This window comes from Paraburkholderia sp. RL17-373-BIF-A (assembly GCF_046030175.1).
Classification (GTDB): Bacteria; Pseudomonadota; Gammaproteobacteria; order Burkholderiales; family Burkholderiaceae; genus Paraburkholderia.
Map to the genome: position 1 here is coordinate 1 of NZ_JARESO010000163.1, position 4003 is coordinate 4003.

Annotated in this window: 4 protein-coding genes and 1 pseudogene; all 5 read right to left on the reverse strand. The window is 53.7% G+C overall.

What is annotated here, in order from left to right:
- On the reverse strand, positions 1 to 794 hold a 794-nt coding region (locus tag P0D80_RS48890; protein WP_408295630.1), incomplete at its 3' end, for a hypothetical protein.
- A 361-nt stretch (positions 795 to 1155) separates the two neighbouring features.
- On the reverse strand, positions 1156 to 1491 hold the full coding sequence (locus tag P0D80_RS48895; protein WP_408295633.1) for a hypothetical protein: 336 nt from the start codon (positions 1489 to 1491) through the stop codon (positions 1156 to 1158).
- 304 nt (positions 1492 to 1795) lie between these two features.
- Positions 1796 to 2044 carry a hypothetical protein gene (locus tag P0D80_RS48900; protein WP_408295636.1) on the reverse strand — a complete coding sequence of 83 codons (249 nt, stop codon included), beginning with the start codon at positions 2042 to 2044 and terminating at the stop codon, positions 1796 to 1798.
- 360 nt (positions 2045 to 2404) lie between these two features.
- The gene (locus P0D80_RS48905) at positions 2405 to 2722 is read right to left on the reverse strand and encodes a recombinase family protein (protein WP_408295638.1); all 318 of its coding nucleotides are present in this window, start codon (positions 2720 to 2722) and stop codon (positions 2405 to 2407) included.
- A gap of 106 nt (positions 2723 to 2828) precedes the next feature.
- Positions 2829 to 3847: pseudogene (locus tag P0D80_RS48910) on the reverse strand (IS3 family transposase); the annotation flags it as partial.
- Between the last annotated feature and the right edge of the window lie 156 nt (positions 3848 to 4003).

Consider the following 4003-nt stretch of genomic DNA (forward strand, 5'->3'; position numbering starts at 1 on the left):
TCTGGAACGCACCGGCCGGCGTCATTCTTCATTAAACGAAGGTCGAGGACACTCGAAACTGAGGCCTTCGCGAGATGTGGCAGCATCGCTGTGCCCCTGAGAACGTCCATGTCGCCAAACGCATTCCGCGTCAATGGGTGAAGGCCATCGTCTAATGATTCAACACTATCCACGGTAATCAGATCGTAGAGGTTGTCGGAATCACCGACGCGACGCAGCAAACACCACTCCTTGCCTTGCTCTTCGCCGAACTCTTCGAGCGAAATCATGTCCATGCCGTTTTCGAAGTAAACCGTGCTACCCGCCTCCGATACAAAGCCGTCTTCAGAATTCGCTTGCTCAACGATATTCGATACTGCGTAGTCAACCTCCTTCCGCATCACGACGTCATCCCCAAGCTGCTCTGCGATTATTCTCCTAAACTCCTGAACACCACATTCGACTACATCAACAATCTGATTATCAAAACAAATCTGCAAAAATGGTGGATCAATATAATTGATCTTATTTATTTCCATCTTTTTATCACCGATTTGCACTGAAAACGAATTCGCATCTGGATACAAGTCAATCTGAGTGTAGATGTCCTTCATGACTTGTTTGACTGCCGCCTGTTTTTGCTCCATGGCGGAGGATTTGACAATAGCGTAAATCCCGAACGTCAACATCGAGAAAATTAGGTCTTTAATTCCCCCGGCCCCACCGAATCTTGCACCACTCAGGGGGATATTTGTGATTCTCACATCACCAGAAAAGGCTCTGGCGAGAGTATTCCGCGTTATTGTTGAAGACATGAAGAGTACAGTTCCTATTGTAGTTTGGACAATGATCCAGCCAGATGAATCACCCCAAACATGCAAAATGGTTGGATCCAGAATCCGTGATGTTTGCCCCTGTCCTGGCGCTACTCCCAATGAACCAATCAAAATACACCGAGGCTAAGTGGTCAAGGCATTCGTTCGTGCGGATGGGGCAGAAATGCGTCGAGCATTGTGACCTTGAACGAGCTGCCGCGCATTCGCGAATCCACCCAAAGCGGCGCAGATTTGGCAGCGAAGTGCGCGCGCATCATTCTGTCTGACATCGAGGTATGCATGATCTAGACCGCACAGATCGAAGAAGTGGCAGCCGGGCGCGACTGAAGCCTAGCAGTTCCTACGCATTCTCACTTTCTTTCTTGCGGTCGATTTCACCTTTTAGCTGCGCTGCAAACCCGTCGAGATCCATATCTTTGAATCTTGTGACCCTTTTCCCATCAAACGACAGATTTAAATAGTCGACACCGTGCCTTTGCTCATGGATGGCCACCAGCCATTTGCCGTCGACTTGGACCATGGCACTGTTTTGTGGCGCGTAATCGTGATCGGATGACGGATTCTTTACTTTCTTATGAAGATCCTCTATGGCCTTATCGATCGCCGCGCTTTTTTGATCTATGCGGGACGACTTGACAAGAGCATAAATACCAAATGTTAACATCGAGAGAAGCAAGTCCTTAACTCCTCCCGGATTACCGTATCTCGCCCCTTGAGTAGCCATCCCACGTCAACCGCGAAAGCTCTGTCAAGCGTATTCTTCGTTATCAAAGCCATAATTATATCCTCCATTACTGAGCTGCGAAAATTCAACCAGATTTACCGATATTGCTTATATTACGTCACATGCGCATTCCCCGCGCTCATGTCCTCATCGTTCAGCATCGGCACAGGACCAATTCCCGCCTCCAGATGGTTCTTGAACGACGCCAAAGCCTTATTCCGAATGATGCCGACCGCTGTATCACAAAACGCGATCTTCAAAGCAGTATTGCCAGTAAGGCGGACCTCCGAAATGCCAGCATTTGACCGTCGGCCTCCACCGAAAACACAGTCTGCGCCCAGATTGTGTTTGATCCGCTGATAAGATCTCTAATGGCCGCGTCGATGGCCGTTCTTTTCTGATCCATTTTGGATGATTTGACAAAAGCATAAACTCCAAAAGCCAAAACCGACAGAAGGAGGTCCTTGCCCCCGGCATTACCGTATTTCGCCACGCCCATAACCATGTTTGACTTCGGGCTTGAAGCCGCATAGCCATCACCAACGGAAGTTCTCTTTATAGTACCGGACGTAACTGACAGAATCGCTTTCCATTATCCCACTTCAAGATCGAGGACATATCTAGCGCCAAGGCGTTCGTATGAGTTTAGTTGGATGGTAATCTTAATCGAGCTAACGCACGCTCGTAAATCTGCAGGAAAGTTCGCGAAGTTTCATGATGTGCGTCCAGAGAACGAAAGAACTGTCGGCCGCCGCGCCCGACGCCATCTCCACGCGGCGCGCTCTGCGCGCTACGAAAGCAGGCGAAAGAGGGGCGACCGGTGGATGCCGAACAGCGCGGCGATCTCCCGCATGCTCGTTTGCTTTCATCCGCGAGGCGATATAGATGATTGTGCTGCGCCAGCGTGAGCGTCGGCTTGCGCGCAAACTTCGTGCCGCGTGCCTTGGCTGCGGCTAGGCCGCTGCTCGCGTTCAACGATCACGCTGCGCTCACACTTGGCCATGTCACCAGACACGGTCAAAACCATGCGGCCGGCCGGCGTCGTCGCGTCGGCCCACGGCTCAGCGAGAGGGCGCAGGCCCGCGCCGGCGAGACGAATCCGTTCAACGATGTCGAGCAGGTCGCAGATGCCGCGCGCGAGCCGGTCAAGGCGAGGCACAACGATGACGTCGCCGGCACGCAAGGGTCGAGCATACGGTCGAGTTGAGCGCGCGCGGCGAGTGCCGGTAATCTTCTAGGCGAAGACTGACTTATGCTGCAATCCGAGACTCTGCCGATATTAGATCGGGTTAGGAGGAGCCGAGCGAGACCTTGATCCGCTTTCCTTTGTACCGGCGGATTACGGGTCAAAGACTTCGATGAATGATCAACGGTCGTGGGCCGCCAATAACGAGGACAGAATAACTCTGTTCTGAAGCGCCCGAAGAACCCTTCGCCGGCTGCATTATCTGGCGAACATCCTGTGCGCGACATAGCGCATCCCGAATTTGTGAAAGCCATCCTCGCCAGCGGTAGCGTGGTCTGCGATCGGAATGAACCACGGGCCGCTCCTCGCAGCCAGCCACCGACTCGATTTCCGAATCCAGCATAGTGTTGACGAGTTCGGTATCCGGCCGCGTGCCGATCGATCAGCTCGGAACGAGACCGTCGAAGCTCGATCACCGGCGACAGATACACCTTGCCGGCCGGGATCCGGAATTCGGTAATGTCGGTGAGCATTTCTGATGCGGAGCGGCGGCACAGAAGTCGCGATTGATGATGTGCTTCGGTGCAAGGCTCATTCCTCCGCGATACGAGCGGTAGCGCCGTCGCCTGGTCGTGGCAGCGGCCAGACCTTCCTGTGGCATTAAACGTCGCACTACTTGCTCCGACATGAAGATCTGCTGCCTGCCCACTGCCGCGCGGATTCGACGATATCCGTATCAACGGTGATTGAGTTTGAAGAGGCCGCGACGAAGCGACGCGCGCCAGCATGCCTGTCAGCAACCAACAGACGTGCACGGTGAAAGAAGTAGGAGTTGTGCGGGCAAGCCTCAGGGCAGCTAACAGCTCTGGCAACACATAGGTCTCTTTCAGGGCATCAACCGGCATCGTCTTCTCAGGGTTGTCCAGGGGTTGCGGGTCGTCCCGACCGAACAACTGGTTCTTCCAATTATACAGCGTCGGCCTACTGACGCCCGCTTTCTCAGCGACTAACACGGGCGCTTCGCTCTCTGGTGCACAACTCGATGACTGCCGCCCGCTTCACTTTTTGTAACTTTGGAACGCTACCAACCGCTCTGCCGACGATTCGCTTCCTGATTTCAGGGCACCAGTGACGCTGCGGTGAGCATCGACGCAGCGACTGCGATGATTGTTTTCTTTGAACCGCGCCGTGCCGGATGCGATTGAACTGGGCGAACAGATAGCTGTTCCTCGTCCGTACTGCGGCCCATGCGGCAGTCAACGAGTGCCGTCTTGAGCC

Coding starts and splice junctions, on each gene's coding strand:
- P0D80_RS48900 (WP_408295636.1), bottom strand. CDS start 2,044: ATGGTTATGGGCGTGGCGAAATACGGTAATGCCGGGGGCAAGGACCTC.